The 22,263-nt window shown below is 53.5% G+C and carries 21 protein-coding genes and 7 pseudogenes; 16 read left to right on the top strand and 12 right to left on the bottom strand.

The features are described from left to right. Positions 1 to 20 precede the first annotated feature (20 nt). Positions 21 to 437: a transposase gene (locus JMJ16_RS08510; protein ID WP_201380269.1), complete on the top strand. Its 417-nt coding sequence runs from the start codon at positions 21 to 23 to the stop codon at positions 435 to 437. Continuing rightward, entirely contained in the window at positions 370 to 1,179 is an 810-nt protein-coding gene (locus tag JMJ16_RS08515) for a transposase (protein WP_201380271.1), read from the top strand. Before JMJ16_RS08510 ends, JMJ16_RS08515 begins: the two co-directional genes overlap by 68 nt. A 22-nt stretch (positions 1,180 to 1,201) precedes the next feature. Here JMJ16_RS08515 and JMJ16_RS08520 read toward each other — a convergent pair whose 3' ends face one another. The 3 genes from JMJ16_RS08520 to JMJ16_RS53820 form a co-directional block, all read right to left on the bottom strand. Next, complete coding sequence (locus JMJ16_RS08520) at positions 1,202 to 1,507, bottom strand: hypothetical protein (RefSeq protein ID WP_201380273.1); 306 nt, start codon at positions 1,505 to 1,507, stop codon at positions 1,202 to 1,204. Between the two features lie 163 nt (positions 1,508 to 1,670). Next, positions 1,671 to 3,140 carry a hypothetical protein gene (locus JMJ16_RS53815; RefSeq protein ID WP_236601284.1) on the bottom strand — a complete coding sequence of 490 codons (1,470 nt, stop codon included), beginning with the start codon at positions 3,138 to 3,140 and terminating at the stop codon, positions 1,671 to 1,673. A gap of 122 nt (positions 3,141 to 3,262) precedes the next feature. After that, on the bottom strand, positions 3,263 to 3,601 hold the full coding sequence (locus tag JMJ16_RS53820) for a hypothetical protein (protein ID WP_236601286.1): 339 nt from the start codon (positions 3,599 to 3,601) through the stop codon (positions 3,263 to 3,265). A 311-nt stretch (positions 3,602 to 3,912) separates the two neighbouring features. Here JMJ16_RS53820 and JMJ16_RS08535 point away from each other — a divergent pair, with 311 nt between their 5' ends. Then, positions 3,913 to 4,353 carry an ATP-grasp domain-containing protein gene (locus tag JMJ16_RS08535; RefSeq protein ID WP_255553203.1) on the top strand — a complete coding sequence of 147 codons (441 nt, stop codon included), beginning with the start codon at positions 3,913 to 3,915 and terminating at the stop codon, positions 4,351 to 4,353. Between the two features lie 565 nt (positions 4,354 to 4,918). On the opposite strand, the gene JMJ16_RS08540 is transcribed toward JMJ16_RS08535, so the two are convergent. Beyond that, the gene (locus tag JMJ16_RS08540; protein ID WP_201380276.1) at positions 4,919 to 5,086 is read right to left on the bottom strand and encodes a hypothetical protein; all 168 of its coding nucleotides are present in this window, start codon (positions 5,084 to 5,086) and stop codon (positions 4,919 to 4,921) included. Here JMJ16_RS08540 and JMJ16_RS56830 point away from each other — a divergent pair. Then, a pseudogene (locus JMJ16_RS56830) lies at positions 5,060 to 5,261 on the top strand (IS110 family transposase); the annotation flags it as partial. The gene JMJ16_RS08540 and the pseudogene JMJ16_RS56830 sit on opposite strands and share 27 nt — an antisense overlap. A 267-nt stretch (positions 5,262 to 5,528) precedes the next feature. Beyond that, positions 5,529 to 6,238, top strand: a pseudogene (locus JMJ16_RS08545) (IS6 family transposase). Positions 6,239 to 6,320: 82 nt separating this feature from the next. Here JMJ16_RS08545 and JMJ16_RS08550 read toward each other — a convergent pair. Continuing rightward, positions 6,321 to 7,247, bottom strand: coding sequence for a carbohydrate kinase family protein (locus JMJ16_RS08550; RefSeq protein WP_201380278.1), 927 nt, complete (start codon positions 7,245 to 7,247; stop codon positions 6,321 to 6,323). 88 nt (positions 7,248 to 7,335) lie between these two features. Here JMJ16_RS08550 and JMJ16_RS08555 point away from each other — a divergent pair, with 88 nt between their 5' ends. From JMJ16_RS08555 to JMJ16_RS08565, 3 genes and pseudogenes are all read left to right on the top strand, one after another. Continuing rightward, positions 7,336 to 7,725 (top strand): TetR family transcriptional regulator C-terminal domain-containing protein, encoded by a 390-nt coding sequence (locus JMJ16_RS08555; protein WP_201380280.1) that lies wholly within the window; start codon positions 7,336 to 7,338, stop codon positions 7,723 to 7,725. 68 nt (positions 7,726 to 7,793) lie between these two features. Then, a pseudogene (locus JMJ16_RS56835) lies at positions 7,794 to 8,449 on the top strand (MBL fold metallo-hydrolase). Positions 8,450 to 8,794: 345 nt separating this feature from the next. Further along, positions 8,795 to 8,929, top strand: a complete 135-nt coding sequence (locus tag JMJ16_RS08565) for a transposase (RefSeq protein WP_201380284.1) — start codon at positions 8,795 to 8,797, stop codon at positions 8,927 to 8,929. A 246-nt stretch (positions 8,930 to 9,175) separates the two neighbouring features. Here the strand turns inward: JMJ16_RS08565 and JMJ16_RS08570 are convergent, their stop codons facing one another. After that, positions 9,176 to 9,727, bottom strand: a complete 552-nt coding sequence (locus JMJ16_RS08570) for a PadR family transcriptional regulator (protein ID WP_201380286.1) — start codon at positions 9,725 to 9,727, stop codon at positions 9,176 to 9,178. A 221-nt stretch (positions 9,728 to 9,948) separates the two neighbouring features. Between JMJ16_RS08570 and JMJ16_RS08580 the strand changes: the two are divergent. The 4 genes and pseudogenes from JMJ16_RS08580 to JMJ16_RS08595 all read left to right on the top strand — a co-directional run bounded on the left by JMJ16_RS08580 (position 9,949) and on the right by JMJ16_RS08595 (position 13,746). After that, positions 9,949 to 11,675: pseudogene (locus JMJ16_RS08580) on the top strand (CocE/NonD family hydrolase). 121 nt (positions 11,676 to 11,796) lie between these two features. Continuing rightward, a pseudogene (locus tag JMJ16_RS08585) lies at positions 11,797 to 12,267 on the top strand (IS5 family transposase); the annotation flags it as partial. 130 nt (positions 12,268 to 12,397) lie between these two features. Next, the gene (locus tag JMJ16_RS08590; protein WP_201380301.1) at positions 12,398 to 12,793 is read left to right on the top strand and encodes a response regulator; all 396 of its coding nucleotides are present in this window, start codon (positions 12,398 to 12,400) and stop codon (positions 12,791 to 12,793) included. Positions 12,794 to 13,098: 305 nt separating this feature from the next. Then, positions 13,099 to 13,746: a hypothetical protein gene (locus JMJ16_RS08595; RefSeq protein ID WP_201380302.1), complete on the top strand. Its 648-nt coding sequence runs from the start codon at positions 13,099 to 13,101 to the stop codon at positions 13,744 to 13,746. Between the two features lie 114 nt (positions 13,747 to 13,860). Here the strand turns inward: JMJ16_RS08595 and JMJ16_RS08600 are convergent, their stop codons facing one another. The 3 genes and pseudogenes from JMJ16_RS08600 to JMJ16_RS08610 all read right to left on the bottom strand — a co-directional run bounded on the left by JMJ16_RS08600 (position 13,861) and on the right by JMJ16_RS08610 (position 17,420). Next, the gene (locus JMJ16_RS08600; RefSeq protein WP_201380304.1) at positions 13,861 to 14,100 is read right to left on the bottom strand and encodes a hypothetical protein; all 240 of its coding nucleotides are present in this window, start codon (positions 14,098 to 14,100) and stop codon (positions 13,861 to 13,863) included. A gap of 71 nt (positions 14,101 to 14,171) precedes the next feature. Continuing rightward, entirely contained in the window at positions 14,172 to 16,208 is a 2,037-nt protein-coding gene (locus JMJ16_RS08605) for a serine/threonine-protein kinase (RefSeq protein WP_201380306.1), read from the bottom strand. Between the two features lie 365 nt (positions 16,209 to 16,573). Then, positions 16,574 to 17,420 (bottom strand): annotated as a pseudogene (locus tag JMJ16_RS08610) (IS6 family transposase). A 329-nt stretch (positions 17,421 to 17,749) separates the two neighbouring features. Between JMJ16_RS08610 and JMJ16_RS08615 the strand changes: the two are divergent. Both JMJ16_RS08615 and JMJ16_RS08620 read left to right on the top strand, forming a co-directional pair. Beyond that, on the top strand, positions 17,750 to 18,100 hold the full coding sequence (locus tag JMJ16_RS08615; protein ID WP_201380308.1) for a YciI family protein: 351 nt from the start codon (positions 17,750 to 17,752) through the stop codon (positions 18,098 to 18,100). Positions 18,101 to 18,116: 16 nt separating this feature from the next. Next, entirely contained in the window at positions 18,117 to 19,376 is a 1,260-nt protein-coding gene (locus tag JMJ16_RS08620) for an RNA polymerase sigma factor (protein WP_201380310.1), read from the top strand. A gap of 428 nt (positions 19,377 to 19,804) precedes the next feature. On the opposite strand, the pseudogene JMJ16_RS08625 reads toward JMJ16_RS08620, so the two are convergent. The 3 genes and pseudogenes from JMJ16_RS08625 to JMJ16_RS08635 all read right to left on the bottom strand — a co-directional run. After that, positions 19,805 to 19,942 (bottom strand): annotated as a pseudogene (locus JMJ16_RS08625) (DDE-type integrase/transposase/recombinase); the annotation flags it as partial. A gap of 448 nt (positions 19,943 to 20,390) precedes the next feature. Beyond that, positions 20,391 to 20,906: an AAA family ATPase gene (locus JMJ16_RS08630; RefSeq protein WP_201380312.1), complete on the bottom strand. Its 516-nt coding sequence runs from the start codon at positions 20,904 to 20,906 to the stop codon at positions 20,391 to 20,393. A 195-nt stretch (positions 20,907 to 21,101) separates the two neighbouring features. Continuing rightward, positions 21,102 to 21,377, bottom strand: a complete 276-nt coding sequence (locus JMJ16_RS08635) for a hypothetical protein (protein ID WP_201380314.1) — start codon at positions 21,375 to 21,377, stop codon at positions 21,102 to 21,104. A gap of 58 nt (positions 21,378 to 21,435) precedes the next feature. Here JMJ16_RS08635 and JMJ16_RS08640 point away from each other — a divergent pair, with 58 nt between their 5' ends. Then, the gene (locus JMJ16_RS08640; RefSeq protein WP_236601288.1) at positions 21,436 to 22,059 is read left to right on the top strand and encodes a tyrosine-type recombinase/integrase; all 624 of its coding nucleotides are present in this window, start codon (positions 21,436 to 21,438) and stop codon (positions 22,057 to 22,059) included. Then, positions 22,043 to 22,162, top strand: a complete 120-nt coding sequence (locus tag JMJ16_RS56840) for a lipoprotein (RefSeq protein ID WP_374228936.1) — start codon at positions 22,043 to 22,045, stop codon at positions 22,160 to 22,162. The genes JMJ16_RS08640 and JMJ16_RS56840 overlap by 17 nt, the downstream gene beginning before the upstream one ends. Positions 22,163 to 22,263: the final 101 nt, after the last annotated feature.

Genomic DNA, 22,263 nt, shown 5'->3' on the forward strand with positions numbered 1-22,263 from the left:
GGTTCTTAGGGGAGGGGACGATGGCAACATCGTTTCCCCTTACCCGACCGTTTCGACGAGGCTGCCGGTTCGGCACCATTCTGGTGGACCTGGAGAGCCGGCGAGTCGTGGATCTTTTACCTGATCGGGAAGCGAAAACAGCGGCGACCTGGATGCGCCAGCACCCGGATCTGATGGCGGTCAGTCGAGATCGCGGAGGAGAATATGCCTCTGCTGCGCGAGAAGGTGCTCCCCAGGCTATGCAGTATGCGGACAGATTTCACCTGTTGAAAAATCTTCGAGAGTCGCTGGAGGGGCTTCTGGCACGTCATCTGGCAGCGGAGTACAAACAACAGACACAAGCGACGCTCGATGAACAGGGGGGCACCAATGTGGCAGCCGAAACGAGCAGTCAAGATTTCCCCAGCGCTGGAGCGCCTGCAGCAAAGCCGGCGTGAGGAGCGTCTGGCTCGATACGCGCAGGTGATCGCTTTGCACAAGCTCGGTCTGAGCCAAGCGGCTATTGCTCGGCAGGTAGGAATCGGCACGAGCACCGTGCAGAGTTGGCTGGCTGCTGGGAAGTTTCCCGAACGCAAACCACGTGAGCAGGCTAGCCACGTGGATCGCTATCTCCCCTATATGGTCCAGCGTTGGAATGATGGATGCCACAATATCGCCGGCCTCTTCCAAGAACTCGTAGAACAAGGCTATCAGAGGTCCTATGAGAGTGTACGAAACGCCCTCGTTTGTCGGCTTCCAAACGGGCGCAAGAATGCTCTTCACGCCTCATTGAAGGCCCCTGCTCTTGTGAGCGCACGACAGGCTGCCTTTCTGTTTTTTCGTCGTCCGGACAAAGTCCATGTCGAGGAGCAGGAAATGCTTGCCAAACTTCGTCAGCTTCACTCGGAGGTTGATTTGGCCTATGATCTGGTTCAACAGTTTACCCAGATGATGCGCAACCGCACGGGAGAATGCCTTGATGCCTGGCTGGAGCAGGTAGCCAGCAGTAACCTTCCCGAACTCCAGTCCTTTGCCGCAGGAGTCGAGAAAGACAAAGAGGCGGTGAGAACTGGTCTTGCCTGGTGGATCAATAACGGCGTGGTGGAAGGACACGTAATAAAGCTGAAGCTTATCAAAAGGCAGGGATATGGCCGAGCAGGTTTTCCCCTGCTCCGTAAGCGTGTCCTTCATGCTTTGTAAGAGCAACGACTTTGCTGGTCTCCTATGGAGTGGTTTTGACCTCATAATGGTGCGCGAGGGGTTCAACTTTCGAGAGAAGCTGTCTCGCTTCCGGTTCAAAAACGGGAACTGTATAGTCAGGCCCCGCGAAGGCGCGCACCGCCTCCAACGACTCAAAGAAATTCATCACGACGAATTCCACTTCGCCCTGACTCTCTTGTCGAAGAATATATCCGCCTCGATAGCCATCGATTTGTCGCAACCCTGGCAGAACCTGTTCTCGAAGCAGTCCCTCGTAGGCATCCGCGTTTTCAAGCGATGTCCAGCCTCTCCACAATCGTGCAATCATCCTAGGTCACCTCCTGTCATTTTATTTGCGAGAGAACGATCAGAAGACCTCTCTGTAGTATATCTCATCCCTTCCTCACAGAGGGAGGAAATGAGAACTTTTCCCACAAACAAGCGAGCAGTAAGCCCCGAAATTGGGCATCAGCCATCCACTTCCTCCTGTATTACTTGATGGCGAGAACAGCGGGAACGCCTGCGACGGTCACACACAGTTGCGGTGGTCCCCACCAGGCATTCCTGGCGAGCCGATTGGGCCAACTCCAGCGGTAATGCGAACGCACCGCACGAGGGGGATGTGGTGGTGGGGAAACTCTCTTCGGGCACTCGACAAGCGGGATGATCTCAGCATGTTGACTCTGCCAATGAGTAGTCCAGGTGCGGCGAAGCGCTCGACCTGCCACGTCCACCCATCGTATTGGTCCGAGAAGGAGTGGCTCTTGCTCACACGCAGCCGAGGCAGGTGGGGGCAAGAGGCGACGGACAGCGCTGATCCGACGAGCTCGATCACCTTTGGCCCCTTTCGCCAGACATTGCTCTCGGAGAGAACAGCGCTGACAATCGATCTGATACGCAAGGTAGACGGCGCGTTGGGTGAACGCATTTTCTTGACGCACTTCACTCAACCAGAGGCTGGCACCCGCTGGACAGCGGAGCTTGCCATCCTCTTGTAACGTGAAGGCATCGGCTCCAAAGTGTCCCGTGGCTCGCCCGAAGGCTGCGGCCCATTCCCACGGCCCATACTCCTCAACTGGCTTTTCAATGGTGAGGAGCACAGGAGGGGTCTTTTTCGGGGACGCCCACTCGATCTCTCGCAACGCGGCTTGTTGCATAGCCTGCTCAAGCGAGAGCCGGAGGTTCCACACCCATTGACACGTGATCTGCCAGAGTTCTTGTCCACACTCCGTGTACGAACACCAGCGGTCTGGGTCCTCTTCGATATCTTCATCGGTGAGCACCGCCTCAAAGGCTCCTTGCCTATGATAGAGATCGAGCACATCTTCAACGAGGAATCCATCAATGGGCAGGGTCGTGATGAAAACCTTATACACCCACTCCCCGATGCACTTGCCCACCGAAATCCTCTTGCCCGGCTCAGGGGCGCGGTGCCGAGCCACAATGACGCGGGTCCCAACTGCTCCATCCAATTGCAGCCAGCCTCCTTCAAACAACTCGACGACCTCGTCACTGTTGACTCTGCTCACCCTCGCGGTTGGTGGGTGAGCCAGCACATATTGGATCTGAGGATGCTCCAAGACTCGATACCCTCTCGCTCGCGTGACCAGATGGACGCCTGCTTCAGTCAGTTGCGTAATCGCTACAGTATCCCCATATTGCCCATCAAGGCGAACGAGAGCGACCTCTGGTGTAAGAGTAAAGAGTCCCAGGTAGGTTGTGATGGTTCGAAGTGCCGAAGCGAGTTCTCCTTGATAGTCACCATTGCCTCGGCCCGCGTAGGTGCCGACCCATTGGCGGGTATGCATCTGAAGCGCGACGGTGCGTGTGCGAACCACCTCTCTCCGTTTTCGCCCGGTGTAGCCAGGCGCACAGGCCGCATCAAGTCGGCGTCGAGGAGCAGGCAACGTTGGATCACAGGGCAACGCTCGCTGTCGTGCCGCCTGGCGTGTGGCATCCACGTCAAAAACGAGATAGCGACGACCCTGCCGATCCCAAATTCCACCGATAGAATCGTTCGTCCATCCCTCAGCAAAACTGTATTGCTCGAAGAGCTTGCGAAATGCTTCCAGGCAGGGATGGTCTACGCTCGCCAGGAAACGGCTGAGGGTGGCCCGATGGGGAAGATGAGCACGGGGCCAAACAGGGCCATGAAGGCTGATCCAAATGGTGCGACACGTTCAAAGAAGGCCGATAACGTTCGTTCTCCGCTGATTGCATACCCGAACAGAAGCGCGAGAAAATCAATCGGTTCGTAGCTGCCGAAGCGTCTACGCACCAATTGGACTTGATGCGCGAAGGCTTCGAGAAGTCCTTTCGTTGTGAGGTGCTGGGACAGGATGACGACTTCGGCGAACCATGCAGGGACAGAGGGACGATTCACCGGAGAGGTTTGCACCTCTATGCTCGAGTTAGGTATCATACCTAAAGTGACCTCCTCATGAGAATATGTTTTGTTCCTTCTCATTAGAGGTTTCTTTTCTCTTTATGCTGCTAGCTTGCTACAAGCTCGTTGCGTATCTCGTGGGATGAGGTAAATTATGCGGCACTGGCTGTCTGCTTCCAGCCGCTAAAACCATCGGCATATTATCTGGCAAAGCCGCCAATAATTTAGGTTCTCTGAAAGGAAAACGCTTGCGGATGCACGCAAGCTCGCCCAACCTGCTTTTGTGAAACCTGCCACCGGAAAAGCATTCGTGGCTGGAGTATACGCTTTCGGGTGCAGCTCTGCCCATTGAAAGCCAGCGCCTTTCCAAAGCCACGCCTGTCCTGATCTCTGAACCGGTCCACTGGGAGATTGAGTTCCGCTTTTTTGTCCTTGAGCGGCGGGTGATGACCTTCTCGTCCTACTGGCGCGGTAACCACTCCACGCGTCTCCCAGATGGGAGTTGGGAACCCTGGCTAGCGGAAGGAGAAGAAGCACAGAACTTCCTCCAGGCCCTGCTCGCTGACCCGGCTGTGCAGATCCCTCCTGCCATTGTCATCGACATTGGTAAGATACGCGGGCGCGGCTGGGCAGTAATCGAAGCGAACGCCGCCTGGGCCGCTGGCATCTATGGCTGCAATCCTCTCCAGATCCTGACCGTCCTCGCGCGCGCCTGCGTGAGTCGTTCTGACCTCTCAGCCGACGATGCCCGCTGGGAATGCAATCGCAATGCTAGGGGCAGGCGATAAACAGGTCGCTTGGAGATGGGGTCAAAAAAACAAACGAGGCTCGTTTTCTCGTAATGGAGACCAGTGGGTGGCGCCTACACTCGAAAACTCATGGGCACCAGTGCTCCCACCAGCATATCATCCTGCGTAAGCTCGACTCAGCCCAGCCTGACACGAAGAGCCTACGATCTCATCATCGAGAGTGTTCCTCGCCTTGCCTGAGTGAGGAAATGCCCTCCATAAAGAGGAAAAAGGCCAAAGCTGCTTTTTCTCTTCAAAAGAACGTATGATAAGTAGTAAATTGGGCTAAAGCGTGATGTCGCTGAGCGACATAAAAGCGAATGAAAATGGGCTATACTGACCAGGGTGATGAGTGCGAGTGGTCGGTGCAGATTGATACCCACAATTCGAGGCTAAAGCTGACCGAGGTGCATCCAGCATGAATGACTGTTGCCATGATCACGCGGAGGAATCTTGTCCGTTTTTGCACCTGGCACTCATCATTTGCGCAAGAGAGGCCAAGTTCAAGACACAGGAGGTTGGTTATGCAAGTCGTCTATGAACGCTGTGCTGCCATTGATGTGCATCAGAAGACAGCCGTAACACCGTCTTGGTCACGCAAGCCAATGGGCACCAGCAGAAGCAGACACGCACGTTGGCAACCATGACCAGTGATCTGCTGCTGCTCGACGATTGATTGCACGAGTTGGGTGTTACCGTGGTCGCTATGGAAAGCACGGGCGTGTTTTGGCATCCCATTTTCAATCTCCTGGAAGAAGGACGCACGATTATCCTGGTTAATGCTCAGCACATGAAGGCAGTGTCGGGACGTAAGACAGACGTGAAGGAGAGCGAATGGCCTGCTCAAGGCCAGCTTTATCCCCCCTAAGCCAATCCGGGACCTGCGGGACCTCACGCGCTACCGCAAGACCCTGGTCCAGGATCGCTCTCAGGAGGTCAACCGGGTACAAAAGCTGCTGGAGGGGGCTAATATCAAGCTGGCAGCAGTGGCAACGGATATACTGGGCAAGGGTGGACGTGATATGCTCGAAGCGGTGATGGATGGAGAGCAGGATGCGGACGTGCTGGCAGATCTGGCTCGCGGGCGACTACGCTCCAAACTCCCCGACCGGTTGTGTCGCAAGAAGTCAACCGATCTGCTAGAGTTGGGAGAAAAGAGCAAAAGAGGGCTCATCATGGTCGAGCAGAATCCGTTCAAATGGCGTCATTTTCAAGCCGACATCATCCTGCTCTGCGTGCGCTGGTATATCCGGTATGCTCTGAGCTATCGCGATCTGGAGGAGATGATGATGGAACGTGGTTTGCAGGTGGATCATACCACCATGTATCGCTGGGTCCAACGGTATGCACCCGAACTGGAGAAGCGCTGTTGCTCTCACCTCAAAGTCACCAATGACTCGTGACGCGTCGACGAGACGTACATCAAAGTAAAAAAGAGTGGGTGTACCTCTATCGAGCAGTTGATTCAGAAGGAAACACGCTCGATTTTTGGCTGAGCGCAACCAGAGATGGAGAAGCCGCCAAGCGCTTCTTTTTGAAGACACTTGTCGCCTCGCATACGAGCTCGCCACGGGTGATCAATGTCGACAAAAATGCGGCATATCCCAAAGCCTTTGCTGAATTGAAAGCGCACGGCTACCTCCCCGAATGCAGTGAATTGCGGCAAACGAAGTACCTCAACAATCTGATTGAACAAGATCATCGCTTTATCAAACGCTTGACCAAATCTCGTATGGGTTTCTTTTCGTTTGAGACAGCGTGGCGAACCTTACAAGGATACGAGATCATGAACATGATCAGGAAGGGACAATTACAAGGAGTAGAAAAGGGGGATGTAAAAGGACAGATGGCATTGGTTGCCAAGCTGTTTGGAGTCGTTGCTTAAACAAAACAAAGAGAGATCTCCCTACTTATTTTGTTTTCTTCTTTATTCTTGCAACACCCACAGGATGCGCAATGAGATGCTATCATGGGTGGTTCCTCGGCGAGCAAAAATCAGGAAAAGCGCCATACTGTTTGAAATATTCCTCTTCTATGTACCTCAGCGAAAGACTCGACGGTACCAGTTCACGTGAAGTCACGCTGAGTGCGCCCAGAAGCGCACCCAATTGGAGGCAGGTGAGCAGTGTGCATCCATGCGTATGCCCGTAGAGCACACCAGCAAAAAAACTATCACCTGCCCCATTGGTATCCATGACGGAGTACCCTGCCAATGCTGGAATCTCGTACCACTCTCCCTGTGGGGTGAGCGCTGTGGCCCCGGCGCTGCCATGGGTGCATACCACCAGTTTTTTCCCGCAGGCGATCTGCGTTTTCATAAAAGCTCGATAGTCTGGTAACGCATCAGAACTGAGGAAAAGATAGTCCGCGTTTTCCAGGAACTCCTGGTGATAAGGGTTGATCCCATCGTAATTATGCAGGTCGCACCAGATCGGTTTCCGGTACTCCCGTGCCAGAGGGAGAAGCTGGCGGCAGTAATTGAGAATATTGAGCACAACCACATCACACCCGGCAAGAACTTGCCTCAGACGCTCCAGGTCGATTATGGGCTCAAATGAGCCCGATTCCAGGTAAATAGAAAGACGCTCCTTCTCTCCAGCCATCAAATTAAGATGACGTTCCGTACCACGCGGGTCGTGCTCAAAAAGACACTCAAGGTGTTCCTGAGCAAGGTAGTCGCGAACAGCCTGCCCCTGCGCATCGGTGCCAAGCAACGCATGCAGTGTGACCTGAGAGCCCAGGCGATGGAGAGCCAGCGCTTTTCCTGCTCCTGTTCCACCCACCGTTTCATGATAGGCCTGGCTGAACACGGTTGCTGAACGAGGTTCAGGCAGTTCTTTCAGGTACACCATCAAATTATAAGAAACGCCTCCTGCGACGATGATCTTCACCATAGCGTTGTTTTTTCTCTCATCCTTTGGACTGTAGTGCTGAGGTCCATTCTACCTTCTTTTTTTCCACGTGCAAAGCAGTTGGAGAGAGATGCTCCCAACGTTCTGGACCATCATTGGGGAAGGCACGGATTTGGGAATGGCGCTCTCTCTTCTCACCTCCTTCTTTCGCGAACGCCTCCAGACATCCCATTTTCAAAAAGGCTGTCCGCTGGCTACGGTCACATTAGAGATGGCGGCCACCAGTGATCCTGTACAGCATGCTTCTCGCGCTAGCTATCATGCCTGGCTGACCCGCCTCGAACACTTGCTGATGGCCTCCGGCTGCCCGCCCTCGCGTGCTCCTGCGAGAGCACTCTTTGCGCTCTCCGCAATTGAAGGGGCGCTCTTACTCTGTCAAGCCGAGCGTAGTACACGATCCTTAGAACAGGTGGTGGAAGAACTCAGGATTCTTTTCGAAGGAGGTACCAAAGCACCATGAACTCATCTGACCTTGCTCCACGACAGAAAACTCCCGATGCCGATTCTGACCAAGGGTCGCACATACACATGAGCGCTCATCATGTCTGGCAGTTGCGTACCCGTTTTCCAGACAACTTCTTCAATGTCTATCTCGTTGAGGATGTGCTCATTGACGCAGCCTCACGCTGGGATGCTTCCAGTCTGCTCAAACAACTGGTAAATATCCCCCTTTCACAGGTGGCATTGACCCATTGCCACCCCGATCACCAGGGGCAGTCAAGCAGGTCTGCACCACCCGGGACATCCCACTTGCCTGCCCTGAAGGAGATATCGCGAGCATGGAGGGGCGCGCTCCCATGGTCCCCAGGACTGCCGCCATAAAACTCATGCAACTGTGGTTCGCCGGGCCAGCGTATCCTGTCCAACGAAGCCTACATGATGGGGACGAGATAGCTGAATTTCGTGTCATCCATATGCCTGGACATACTCCTGGTCATGTGATGTACTTTCGCGAATCCGATCGGGTGGCGATTGTGGGGGACGTGTTGCGCAATAACCATCCTCTCATGGGCAAAACTGGCCTGTATAAGCCGCCAGCCGTCTTTACGCTGGATCGTGAAGAGAACCGCCGCTCCATTCGTAAGCTTACGCAATTACGCCCAGCGCTCGTTTGCTTCGGTCATGGGCCTGTGCTCCACGATATGGAGCAGCTTGATCGATTTGTCGCCCGGCTCCCGTCCTAAGTGGAATACCAATACAAATAGGAGAATCCCCCAAGTGTTTGTGGGGGATTCTTTAACACTCTTACCCTTTTTTTCTTTTTGATGAGTGCTCAGCAGCACTCATCAAAAAAGGTAGGCGATCAACCTGTTAGATATATAACAAATGCCTCGCACACTCTGCTAGAGATAAAGCACGAGAAGGAAGGAGTGGGCAGTTGCAACCGCTATTCTGGCATCCTCCCATTGCATTGTCAGCACAAGAAGAACAGATTGTCAAACGGATAAAGAAAGCAAAGCTGTTCGTCTTTTTACGGCAATAACCGGCATCTGTTTTCCGGTGAAGCATTTCAAGGAGAACTGGCCGAGATGTACCAGGCGAGTAGTCGTGGTCAGCCACCTATTGCTCCAGCACAACTGGCATTGGCAATCATTCTGCAAGCTTACACGAGAGTGTCTGACGATGAAGTCATCGAGGCGACACTCATGGATCGCCGATGGTAACTGGTGTTCGACTGCCTTGACACAGATCAGGCCTCGTTCAGCAAAGGAACATTGGTGGCCCTCAGGAAACAGTTGATCCAGGCTCAGATGGATCGACGGCTTATCAACCTCTTCTTCTTCGAGACAACACAAGTGGAAAGGAGACGCGCATTGTTACGGGAGACAGGAAGCCCGTTCGTTGTCTCCTCCTCCATTCATCTCCTCTGCCTCAACCTTAGAGCCTATCCCAATAGGTATATTCCCCTCTTACTCTGGAAGACGGCGCACGACTTCGATGGCTTCTTCCAACCAGTCAATATACGCCTGTTCTCGTTTTAACCCCTGCTCTAATGTCAGGCGCCGGAGCATCTGTCTGCGACTCACTCCTGGCGTCCCAACCAACGCGTCCAGGGGAAAATGGACCAACTGTTGATACGAGGCCAACCGCTCGCTGTGAGCGGTACGCTGTTGTTCAAGCAATTGAATAATCTCAACGTTTGATAAGATAGACGCGAAGAAGACCTGGATGAGCAGAGGATCACGGAAGAGGGGCAGATCCTGAGATTCGGTTAGCCAGCGGCGAAATTCCACGCGTCCGATCTCTGTCACGGTGTAGACCTTGCGATTGGGACGTGCGTGCTGGATCTCTTCGTGAACCGAGGCATAGCCCTGTTCCACTAGGCGATCCAGGGTGCGATAGATTTGCATCTGGTCGGCAAGCCAGAAATAACCGACCCCCTGATCAAATTGCTTCTTGAGGTCATAACCCGTCATGGGTTCTTTGTGCAACCAGCCAAGAATAGCGTGGGCAAGCGACATCTCTTTTTCCTCCTGAGTCTCCTCTTGACAACGTAGGGCCCAGTTGTTATTATACAACTACTCTTATATTAGACTTATCTTATATTATATAAATCTAATATAAAGAGGAAAACAATACGCAACCCGTGGCCTGAGCGGTCCGGAAAAGACGAGAGGAACATCTCTTTATGACTCAGAAGCAGGAAAGTGAAGTTCGCGTCCTGTATGATGTGCCTGCAACCATGCGCGATGGAGTAGTGCTACGCGCGAATGTGTATCGTCCGGCAAGCGAGGGGCATTGGCCAGTACTGCTCTTGCGCATTCCGTATGGCAAGCATTTGCCGCTGGCAACGTCCCTCTTCGATCCTACGCAGATGGCGCGCAGGGGTACGTGGTGATTATTCAGGATACACGCGGGCGCTATGCGTCCGAGGGAGAATGGGAACCGAATGTCAATGAGTGGCTGGATGGGGTGGATACGATCGAGTGGGCAGCGAGTCTCCCCTACAGCGATGGCCAGATTGGCATGTTTGGGGCCTCGTATTCTGGTTTTGCCCAGTGGGCACCGGCCATCCTGCAGCCCGCTGGTCTCAAGGCCATTGTGCCGATGATCACCGTGGGCAATCCTCTGAACGGCTCGCGGTATCGGGCTGGGGCTTTTGAGCTGGGCAAGCATACGAACTGGCATTTACAGTCGGTTGGAACTGATGTAGTCCTCAAGCGACACCAGGGCAAGGCTGATCCGCGCAAACTGGGTCAGGCTCTGCGCGAACTGGCCGAGGAGATTGACGCACTGGGCACACGGGGCTACTGGTCCCTGCCGCTCAAAGAGTTTGCGCCGCTCAAGCGCACCGACACGGGGCAAGCGTTGTTTGAGGAGCTTGAGCATGTGATGGATCGTGAGGGATTGGATGGGCTCACGCTGGCGGGCAAATATGAGCAGGTACAGGTGCCAGCCCTCAATATCGGCGGCTGGTACGATCTTTACTTACAGGGCACCATCGAGAGTTTTCGCGCTATGCACGAGCGCGGCAGCACGCGCGTAGCGCGCCAGAGCCAGTTGTTAATTGGGCCGTGGTCGCATATGAACCGCACCAACTTCGTCGGCGAGATCAATTTTGGCATCGGCGCCAATAGTGTGACGCTTGACCTGAAGAGTTCCATGGAGAGCGTTCATCAGCGCTGGTACGATCACTGGCTCAAGGGACTTGAGAATGGCGTCACGGAGGAGGCGCCAATCAGGCTCTTCGTGATGGGCGCTAATGTGTGGCGCGAGGAGAACGAATGGCCGCTGGCGCGCGCAGTTGAGACGCGCTACTACCTGCACAGCGGCGGGCGGGCCAATACCCTGCATGGAGATGGGACGCTGAGCACGATCCCGCCGCGTGAGGAGGCCGCGGATACGTACGATTACGACCCGGCGCATCCGGTTATCACGCGCGGAGGTGCGCTGCTGATGACGGCGGAATATCCAGCTGGTCCCTATGACCAACGTGCCACCGAGAGCCGGGAGGATGTGCTGGTCTACACCACACCACCATTGGAAGAGGACACCGAGGTGACAGGACCGATCACAGTCGCGCTGTGGGCGACATCGAGCGCGCCGGATACCGACTTCGTGGCGCGCCTGATCGATGTGCATCCCGACGGCTACGCGCGCAACCTCACTGATGGCATCATTCGTGCCCGCTATCGTGGCTTCACGCGAGGTGAAGAGCCGTCGCTGATCGAGCCAGGCACCGCCTACGAGTACGAGATCGATCTCTGGTCCACCAGCAATCTCTTCAAGCGCGGGCATCACATTCGCCTGGACATCACCAGCAGCAATTTTCCGCGCTGGGATCGCAATCCCAACACCGGTCACGACTTCGGCGTCGATGCCGAGTTGGCCGTCGCCCACCAGGCGATCCTGCATGATGAGGCACATCCTTCGCATGTCGTCTTGCCCATTGTGCCCTCCGTCTCCTGATGCTCTTCCGCCTGTACCTCCACACAGTGTTGAGTCAATACTGCTGGAGGCCAGAACCCGTGAACAACCACTTTAGCAGCTTATGCCAAAGTGATTGTTCACGTCAGGCGGGAGTCACAAAGAGAAAACCGGTCCCAATCCGACTGATAGAGCCAAACGAGGAGTGAAACGGAGTTTGCTTGTTGAAGGGCACGGCATCCCTATCGGTTTAGAAGTAGAGGGGGCCAATCGCAATGATTTCAAGATGCTTCGGGCAACACTTCAGAGCATTCCCATTGCTCGGCCAGTGCCGATCGACGCGCGAAAACAGAATCTCTGCCTGGATAAAGGGTATGACTACAACGAGGTTCGGGACTTAGGAAAAGTATTTGGCTATACCCTGCATATTCGGGCGAGAAAGGAAGAAGCACAAGCCCTCAAACGGCAAGTTGGTTTCAAGGCAAGGCGATGGGTAGTGGAGCGCACACACAGCTGGATGAACCATTTTCGTGGGGTGTTGATCCGCTGGGAGAAAAAGGTCGAGAATTATCTGGGCCTGCTCCGTCTTGCTTGCGCTTGGATTACTTACCGCGCTGTGGGCCTATTGGGATAGGCACTTAGGCAGGTGTGTAGACGTGAAGGACGGACGGCTGCTTGCCACAACGGAAAGCGTGAGGCGACATACATACATCTCACGTATCAATAGTAGTATTCTTCGCTTATTGCCGAAAAAGGATGATACGATGCTTCAGCCAAGAGAAAAAGCAATTCACTCTGCTGCAAAAGCTGTGCTCTTCGTGGAAGATGATACATACATTGGAGCGTTTCTCGTCGAAGCTGTTCGAGAGGAGACATCATATCAAGCGATGCTTGCAGTGACAGGGGCACAAGCGTTAGATCTGCTTCACTATCTGCGACCAAGCTTGATTGTCTGTGATTATCGGCTTCCCGATATGGACGGCTTTACATTGCATGATCTGCTTCGTGCGAGAGAAGAGTTTACAAATATCCCTATTATCCTGATGAGTGCCATGCCGCAAGTGATGACAAGGACCATTCAGCATGAAAAGCTGCTTCGTTTGAAGAAACCTTTTGACCTGGATACGTTCTTGTGCCTCATCAATAATATCCTGGAATAAGATAATCGCAGTTTTTATTCATAGGCAGCGAATCTTGCCTGTGACGCTGTGAACAACAAAGGAAGATCTATTTCGATGGGAGTGTTTGTCAGATTTGACCTTACCCCTGGTTTAGCGGAGTCCACGTCTGGGACCTCCACTAAACCAGGGGTAAGTTAAAAACTCTTTTGCTCCCCTTTTCTGCTATTCTCTGCTAGACTGCTTGTACACAAGGTGTCTCCTCCTAACCGGTCTGACACGACGGCGGTTGGGATGACATGCACCTGCATCCACGAGGAGACAACCGTTTTTCGTTGAAGGCATGTATGAAACAGAGACAAACACCCCTTGAAGAAAAATATTCTCGTTCGGAAAACGCTCCCCTCCCTGTCGGGCCAGGAAAATGGGTAGCAAAGGTCATTTCTGAAGTGACGAACCCGCTTCTTGTTGCCCTCCCCACATTTCTCATAGTCGCTCTCGCAACAGCACCGGATGTCCTCCACGCGCTCCTCTGGTGGAGTATTGCTGTACTCGGTATTTCTCTCGCTCCGCTCCTCTTTATCTGGCAGGGGGTGCGTCGAGGACGCTATATCGATCACCATGTCAGCAAACGCGAGCAACGCCAGGTTCCGCTCTTCTTCGGCCTGACGTGTATGTTGCTCGTTTTCGTCTTGTTGCTGTTCTTGCATGCATCGTCATCCCTTATCGCAACGGTGACCGCTACGCTGGTCGCCGTTGTTGCATGCATCACCCTGTACTGGAAAATTAGCCTGCATCAGGTCGGGATAGCAGGCGCGGTGACGGTCTATTGCCTGGTATGGGGATCGTTCTGCTTATTCTTGTCACCGTTGGTAGTGCTCATCCGCTGGGCACGCTGGCGGCTGCACGCGCATACATTGTTCCAGGCTCTGGCTGGAACAATTCTGGCCGTCGGCGTGACGATTCTCATGTATTACCTCTTTGGGCTGGTGTGACAGGCCTGGCCTGAGCGACGGCTGTATCTTGTCTCCATCAGACTTTCCTTGCTCCTCAAGAGGTGACTCTAAGGGACGTGCAAAAAAACACTGAAGGTGAGGACGTGACCCTGTTTACACCCCACATGCACCCACCAGTACAATTCTGTCGAACTCTCCAGTGACTGAATACGCTTGCGAGCGGTCAAGACTTTTGCCACTATCTTTGGGGGCATGAGGGCGAAGCATGTACATCACTTCCAGGAGGACCAAAAGGGTTTTGCGGTTGCGTGCCAATAAATCAAATAGATGGTCTACATGCTGCTCTGCAAGCCCCTGCTTTTCTTTTTGAGGCGCATCACCAGATGAAGCCACTATCCATGGTATCCGAATGGTGCGAGCCACCTAATGCAGGAAAGAGCAGGAGAAGCCTTTCTGTCGCTTCTTTATAGGTGGCACGTCTCGGATGGTGCGGCGCTTTTGGTGACGACATTGGGACTGGTCGTGGTGACGATGCTGGTATGCTCAATGTCGAGCTGTACGAGGTTGAGCAGGTTGAGCAAAATGGTCAGCTGACGACTAAAGCGAAAGCTTTTACTGGTCTCACCCGCGGCAAAGGTGAGTGTCGTTGTGTTATAGCTTGCTCCGTTATCGGATGAGTATTTGACGGCAACCACGCCGCCAGGGCTGTTGTCGCTGACTGTGATCGTAGCTATATAGGTTATGGTGGCGATACCTCCACAGGAGGCCGAGATGGTAGGGGGATCGAAAGTGATATCGACTCCTTGCACCTGCAATGGATTGATTGTTGTCGATGCCACGCTCCCGGGTGGCATCGGCGCTGGTCTGGTCGATATGCCAGTGGGGCCGGCTGTAGGGGCTGGGGGAGGTGCTCCTGAGACCCTGGGGGATGTTGGACTCGCCTGAGTATTTCCGGGCGTTTTGCCAATGGCCGGGCTGCCTGTTGCGCCAGGAGTTTGGGTTGTTGGAGAGGTGGAAGGAGTTTGGGTTGTTGGAGAGGTGGAAGGAGTTTGGGTTGTTGAGGATTCGGCAAGTGTTTGAGTTGCTAAAGGGGAAATAGGTGTTTGAATCTGCAGAGAGATGCCGGGTATAAACGTTGAGGCATAGCTATTGAGGACTGTGTTCATTGCAAGTGTTCCTAGAAGTCCGAGAATGATAAGAAGCATAGCTGCGCTTAGGAGCAATCTCCCGTGCCTCTTCTTGCGCTCTCTGTCATTACTATTGGCCGTGCGCCGCATGAATAGAGAGGGCTCTTGCTCGTTATTGATAGGAGTGAATGTAGAGGTCTGCTTCGATTGTTTCAGCTCGCTAGATGCATGTTTGAGTTGGTACTCGCCTATCTGTGATAAGGGTACTGGTGGTTCTTCCGCAGAATCAGCAGGCTCGCTCGTACGGAGTGAGGGATCTGGGCAATCTACTCCTGTGATAGGGGACGATGGCGTCCCATAGCCGCTCGAAGGAGTGCGGGGACTGCTAGCACTATTGGATGAGACGCTCCGTGAGACAGGGCGAGACTCAGCTAGGGAGCGTTGGCTGGGCAATTCGACACTGCACTCTGATATCGAGTGCTCGAGCACTGGTTCGGCGGAGGCTGATGCGCCGTGGAGGGCCTGGTGAAAGGCCTGCGCGAAGGCGACTATGGTGGGATAACGCTCCTCGGGCTTCTTCGCCAGGCCTCGCTGGATGACAGCGCTTAACTCAGGAGAGATCTGCGGATCAAGCTGACTGGCATCGGGTGGCGCGGTCTGGATATGCTGATAGAGGATGGTAACGGCATCGCCTTGAAAGGGATAGTGCCCTGTGAGCAACTTGTAGCTCATGATTGCCAGGGAATACTGGTCGCTGGCGGGCACAGCCTCTCCACGCCACTGTTCGGGGGCCATGTAATTTGGCGTGCCGCGGGCGTGTTTGCTTGAATTGGAGGAGCCCAGGCGCAGGCGAGCCAGCCCAAAGTCCGAGAGCAGGAGATGGGGCACGTCGGGCTGGATAGAACTATTACTGACCAGAAAGTTCGATGACTTTACGTCCTGGTGAACGACCTGATGGTCGTGAGCGTATTGAAGTGCGTCCGCCGCCTGGCGCACGAACGGCTCTACCATCAGAGGAGGCAGCTTCGCATGGTGCAGCTTGCGCAGCCATATGTCAAGCGAGCCCGCAGCATGATACGGCATCACGAGATACGTGAGTTGGGCAGCATTCAACATGATCACCCCATAGTCGAAGAGGGGCAAAATATGGGGATGATCCAGCATCGAGATCATGCGCGCCTCGCGCTGAAAGAGGCGCGATGCCTTACTGCTTGCCTCGCCGCTCTCATTCTCCGCCTCATTGGTGCGAACGATCTTTACCGCGACCTGGCGCGCGAGGCGCATGTCGTCAGCGAGATAGATCTCGCCCATGCCTCCGTTTCCCACCAGTCGAAGCAAGCGGTAATTATGTATCTGCAATCCATCGAGTGGCATTCTTTTACCCTGAAGCCCTTAAAATAAAAACTTGTGCATGTTACGACGACAAATCACCCTGTATTTATCACCACAGGTGTAAATAGACGTTGATCAATATACTGTTTTAGTTATATGCTTATCCTGGTGTTGTTATCTGCACAATAAACTTTAACAAATATGATACATTTTGGCAATTAATAAAGCATAAAAAGATAGAATGGTAAGTAACAGGAGTCTTCGAGAAGACTTCAATCTCTCTATTCCTTTGTTTCTCAGGTTGATCTGGATTGCGTTGACGTGGCATCTCTCTCGCCATTTCAACGCTTTGTGTTATCAAGTGACTCTTTGAGCATATATGGAAAGGATGAGCTCACAAAAAAAATTCAGATGATCAAAAGAGAACATTTAGCCTCATTAGTCACTCCAAATATTACCGCTCTTGTACAGGAATATACCGACGCTATCCACTTGCTCTCAAGCGAGGAGGCTCTACTACACATGAGCCGAGTCCTTGGGAAAGATCTTCTGACGTCAAAAGCAGAACAGAAACGAGCAGCCGAGTCAACATTTCCGAAGCCATGCATGGGATACTACCGTTGCTTGACTCCCCGATGGTCTTGCTCCAGGCGAGTATTGAGATGTTTGTTGGTTCGATGGAGCACATGAGCGCCCAGCGTTTCACGCACTGCTCGTGGGTAGGAGGCGTGCCCATCCGTTGTCACCCGTTCAGGGGTATGACCAACAACGGCGAGTGCCTGCTTGAAAAACTGTTGAGCGGCCTCCATATCCCGTTTCTCGCTGAGGCGTGAATCAACCAGGTTGCCATGTGCGTCAATGGCGTGATAGAGGGAACACCATTTTCCTCTCACTTTGACGTGGGTGCGCATCCACGTACCACGACTGTCCTGCTTGTCCGTGCCGTTTGGTCCGCAATTGCTCTGTAATCAGCGGGGCAAATCGCCTTTCCCACTCCCGAACGGTCTCATAGGTGAACGTTAAGCCTCGATCAAGAAACATTTCAGCGAGATCTCGCAGGCTCAACTTCTACCGGAGCCACCACAGGACAACCAGAAGGACCACATCGGTGGGATATTCCAGGAAGTTGAACGGAGTTCCTGTCCGCTCGTTGAAGAGGTGCTTACAAGGAGAGCAACGGAACATCCGATAGCCGAGCGTGGTCTTCTGGGTTTGTTCTTTGGTCGTGACTGAGGCGCAATGTGGGCAAGGCATGAAGCACTCCTTCTCCGGTTGGTAACGGTTCTTATCATACCTCGCAAACAATCTCCAGGACAAGCCTCTCTCTGCGTTCTGACAGAACCGTGCTCAGCCACCGGTTAATAGGATTCTACCACCAAGACCCAAAAACCATCGAATTTTCACATTTACACACTGACTCTTTTTGCGAGGATCAGGGAAAAACAAAAAAATCAGTTTGCAGAAATTTAGTGCAATCCGTTGCTAAAAATGTCGATTTCGTCGCCTCCCCTTCGTTGTTCTGTTGAAGGACAACACGAATCGTCCTCGAACTATAATAGGAACAACAATACATAGGAGGAAACATGCGTTATCTACTCTTGATCTACCAAAATGAGGCCGACCATACAAAATTTAGCCAGGAAGAATTGAACGAAGAATATGAAGCCTATATGGCCTTTGGCAAAGAAGCCGAACAGCAGGGCGTGCTTGTCAGCAGTGAGGCTCTTCTCCCTACCAATACCGCGACCACGGTACGGGTACGAGGCGGCAAAACTCTGCACACTGATGGCCCCTTTGCCGAGACCAAAGAGCAGCTTGGTGGGTTCTACCTGCTAAACTGCAAGGATCTTGACGAGGCCATTGAGTTTGCGGCCAAGGTCCCTGCCGCTACGGATGGCTCTATTGAGATTCGCCCCATCATGGAATTTGAGTAGTAAAGTGAGAGCATAAATGCTGCCAGCACACCGGATGGTCGCCCATACCTTTTACCAGGAGGCAGATCGTATCCTTGCCAGCTTAATTAGCACCCTACGGGACTTCGAGCTAGCCGAGGATGCCCTCCAGGATGCCCTGCTCATCGCGCTTGAGCGCTGGCCCATAGAAGGTATTCCGCCCAATCCGGGTGCCTGGATCACAACGACCGCGCGGCGCAAAGCCATCGATCGTTTGCGCCGTGCCAGTACGTTGGCACGCAAGCACGAGATCCTGCAAGAGCTACTTCAAAAGGAAGGGCAACACGGAACTGGAGCAAGAGAAGCCGAGGCAATCCCCGATGAGCGGCTCAAGTTGATATTTACCTGCTGCCACCCAGCGCTGGCACTGGAAGCACAGGTCGCACTCACGCTGCAAACGCTCGGTGGTCTCTCCACCGCTGAGATCGCAAGCGCTTTCCTGGTTCCGCTCCCAACTATGGCCCAGCGCCTGGTACGTGCCAAACGCAAAATCAGGGATGCCGGTATCCCCTACCAGGTACCCCCGATTGAGACCATTGGAGAGCGTATGGACGCGGTGTTCTCCGTCCTTTACCTCATCTTCAATGAAGGCTACAGCGTCAGCAGCGGCAATATGTTGCTACGCACTGAACTCTGTGATGAAGCGATACATCTCGCGCGAGTCCTCGTCCAGCTCCTAACACAAGAATCCCTGCTTGACACGCTCCCAGAAGCATTAGGCCTGCTAGCACTCATGCTTTTACACGACGCCCGGCGTAACGCGCGCCTGGGACCAGAGCAAGAACTTGTCCTGCTCGAAGAACAGGATCGCTCTCTGTGGAACCAGGACAAAATTCAAGAGGGGCAGACTCTCCTGGAACAAGCATTGCATATGCGACGCTCGGGCCCCTACCAGGTACAGGCCGCTATAAGCGCCTTACACGTTGAGGCCAAACGTTTCGAGGAGACCGATTGGATGCAGATTGCGGCTCTCTACGGCATACTGATGCGCATGACCCCATCTCCTGTAATCGAACTCAACCGCGTTGTCGCTGTGGCGATGGCGGACAATCCCTTACACGGGCTATCACTACTTGACAGGCCAGAAATGCAAAAAGCTCTCTCCAACTATCACCCCTTCCACGCCGCACGCGCCGATCTACTACGGCGAGCTGGCCGACCCCAGCAAGCCCTTGAAGCATACATCCAAGCGCTCAAGCTTTGCCAAAACGAGATCGAACGCTCTTTTCTTCAACGCCGCCTCGCGGAACTCTCTTAAATGGTGAAGAGAGCAAGCCAGCAGCATCATTTACTTTGATTTTTCGCTCTGCTTCCTTTTTGTGTATTCTGCGTGACTTATACTCAAGTGGTAAATAAGGAGAAATCTGCAACGATTTTGAGGGTCTTGCACACTTTCGAAACGTCATGCGCTGTGAGCGCACCACTCCCGATGAGGTTCTCTATGGCCTCAGAAGATACCACTGGCGAACCTTGGAGCAAGTGAGCATACTGAAAGAGAGAGGGGAGCAAAGGAAAGAAAAAACGGTCAGGGAACGCCAGGAGGACTCCATCGATGTCACTCAAGCCACAACCCATAGCACCAGTCCCTCAAGAAACCGCTCGAGTCGCCCGAGCTGCGTACCCAAAAGGCAATGTGTACATGTTGCCAACAACGTTGCGAAGGATCGATAGGGGGGCTTGGGGTCCCAGGATATTCAGGACGTTGCCGTCCTGGTCCACTGCTTGCCATAGGTAATGTCTCTCACCGTGGATCGTGAGGAAGAACTCGTCCATATGCCATTTGTCTCCACAACGCGGGCCACGACGACGGAGTTCATTGGCGGAGACCTCCTCATAAATCACTACATGTAGTTGGGGAGAGCAAGTTGGCGAACCAGCTTGTCAAACACAAAGCCAGTTCTTACACTGTTCTGGAGAAGCGTGCTCTCGTTTAGGAGCTGCGCGAAAGGATTAGTGTAGGAGACTGCCAGATGCTCATTGTGAATGATGAACACCGAATCGCGGCTGGGGTTAAGAGCCTCTCGAAACGCTGCTCGTTCTGCCGAAAAAAACCTTTCAGCGTATCCCCTGATCATGAATGACGATGCGGGCTTCCATGTCTTTCATGCCGCCTGCACCGCTGCGCTTGCCACCGATATCATTGTCGATTTGTCTACCTTTTTTCATCCACCAGCGCCCTACCACCAGTTCTTTATTAGGGTTTTGAGTGCTTGAATCCGACCTCGCGCACTTGCCCTCCCATATGAGCACAAAGCGTTTCGGTCTTTCGGAATCAAGCCGAAACTCGGACATGGCGAAGGATTTCGTCCACGACGCTGACAAGCGGCGGTGTTGCATCTATTACGATACCACTGCTGGGTATGTCTTCTTTCGTTTGATGCAAGCGCGCAATGATTTCCCGTTCCTCTGGTTTTCCGCCCCAGTCAGTTGGGTCCAGTGCCACTCGCTCATCAATCCGCCGGAGACAGGTGTCAAGGTCGACCTCAAGAATAAACACGCCATCTAATAACTCGAGGAATTTGGAAAAATTCCTCGACCCACCGCAGAAAAAGGTGACCGCCTCATCCTTGTTAGCGATTAAGGCTTGTACTTTCTCTATATCCCAAAGGGGGGACTTGTAGCGATCAGACGTGAAGATATCCGTTGGCGTACCCGTTTCCAGATCGCCTTGATACCTCAATTCCCGGTCACCATGAATGGCCTGGTAGCCACGACGCTGTAATTCTGTGCAGACCGACGTTTTGCCCGTGCCGGAGACTCCCTCGATAAGATAATTTCTCTTCCCCATTGTTTGTCCTTTTCTTGATACGTTTGAGGAACAGTATACCTGATGGGGAGCGGTTTTTCCAGGAAACGCGTGTGAAAATCGCTCATATGGGAAGGCAAGTGCGCGAGGTCGGAGGGCAAAACCTGCTCACGCGCGGACGTCATTTCCCATTTTGTGGAGCAAGATCCCTTCAAAAGGGCCTTGCTCCTTTTCTTGTTATCCAGTCGCGCCAAACAAAGGCAATGGGAGTTGTTGCGCGAAAGCCGTGATCTTGCTCACTTTCTTGCGCGGACTTGGCTCTGGCCTCCTCAAAGCAAGTAACCATTCAGTGTCGGAGAACTGCCACAGATCCATTTGGGGACTGCGAAAGTGTGTCTCCAGACGGCATGCACTCTTGACCTCGGTGATCTCCTTTTGATCGGCAGACAGGTGCACCGAATACAGCGCGAGCGTTGCCGCCTGGTGCTCCACCTTCAGTGTATCCTCATACACCCACACCGAGACCTCTTCACCTGCCAGCCCGTGCTCTCCGTTCCGACGGACTGTCCATGTGAAAACAGTGCAGCCAGTTCCACGTCCCATGGATGAAGAGCAGATTACCAGCCTTCTGGCTTCACTCCGTTTCAAACGAGATAAGGCCATGCTGTTGTTAATGCTCCATGGAGGGCTGCGACCAGGTGAAGTCCTCAATCTTCAGCTCCAGGACATCCAGTATGGCCGAAAACGTCTCATCGTCCGCTATCGGGATGACCATCCGAAAGGAGTAAGGACCAAATCTCGCACAGAACGGGTCGTCGATCTTCTTCAGCCTGAGACACTTCAATCCATTAGTGACTACGTGATGCATGAGCGACCGAGCGATACCGACAGCCCATACGTCTTTCTCGTTGGTGGCCAGGGCAAACGGCGTCACGAACCTTTGAGTTATCACACTCTAGCAAAGCTGTTTGAGCGACACTGTGAGCGCTTAGGCATTCGCGATCCGTGGGTAACGCCGCATGCCTTACGCCATACCCATGCTACCCGTATGTGGGAAGGGGGAATGCGAGAACTCTCTCTTCAAAAGCGTCTGGGACACGCCTCGCCAGAGTCCACTCGAATCTACACACGTGTCGCTGATCCCATTGTCGTTGAGGAGTATCGCCGAGCGCTCGGAAGTGAGACAAGAGAATGATTGGATATGCAGCTTTCTACTCGCCTCAGGAACCTTCCTGGCAGCATGCGGGAGAAAAGGAGTATGCAGCGTTCCTTCAACGATATGGCGAGTCCTACCGTGAACACCTACTCATTCGTCTGAGGCAGTTTATTCAGCATTGTCCTGCTTTACAGGACTGGTTTTAACGCCCACTTGCTGAGCGTGCGGGCCGCCTTCCTGGCG

The sequence above is a fragment of the Ktedonobacter sp. SOSP1-52 genome (genome assembly GCF_016587395.1).